Annotated in this window: 2 tRNA genes; both read right to left on the reverse strand. The window is 43.9% G+C overall.

Going from position 1 to position 576, the window contains the following annotated elements:
- Positions 1 to 182: 182 nt before the first annotated feature.
- Positions 183 to 258: transfer RNA gene (locus GWI56_RS21605), tRNA-Ala, on the reverse strand.
- Positions 259 to 395: 137 nt separating this feature from the next.
- Positions 396 to 472, reverse strand: a tRNA-Ile gene (locus GWI56_RS21610).
- Positions 473 to 576 lie beyond the last annotated feature (104 nt).

Raw genomic sequence — 576 nt, forward strand, 5'->3', positions numbered from 1 at the left:
CGCATCAAACGTTTTGTAATTAATCACATGACAGACTCATGCAATTAAATACTATCAGCTTTCCAAATTGTTAAAGAGCGGGCTTAAAAAAGCCAAAGATAATTTTTAAGTTTATCTTTGGCATCTCTATCCATAGTGCATATGCCTTATTACTTTGCAATAAAGTCAGAATAAGGTGTAAATGGTGGAGCTATGCGGGATCGAACCGCAGACCTCCTGCGTGCAAGGCAGGCGCTCTCCCAGCTGAGCTATAGCCCCATTTACATGCAGTGCGAGTAAGTAAGATGTTCCAAACCTCTAAAAGGATTGGTTTGCCAATCATTTCTTATCAAGGCGGACAGTGGCGATGTTTAGTTCACTAAACGAGTCACTTTCCAACGCTGAGAAGGAAGGATTGGTGGGTCAGAGTGGACTTGAACCACCGACCTCACCCTTATCAGGGGTGCGCTCTAACCAGCTGAGCTACAGACCCATCTTTTACTCTTTCTTCTATCAAGCAAATCTGTGTGAACACTCAACAAACATTAAGTTAGTCGTATAGGTAAGGAGGTGATCCAGCCCCAGGTTCCCCTAGGG

This window comes from Shewanella sp. DW31 (assembly GCF_015767295.1).
In the GTDB taxonomy this organism is placed as follows: Bacteria; Pseudomonadota; Gammaproteobacteria; order Enterobacterales; family Shewanellaceae; genus Shewanella; species Shewanella oncorhynchi.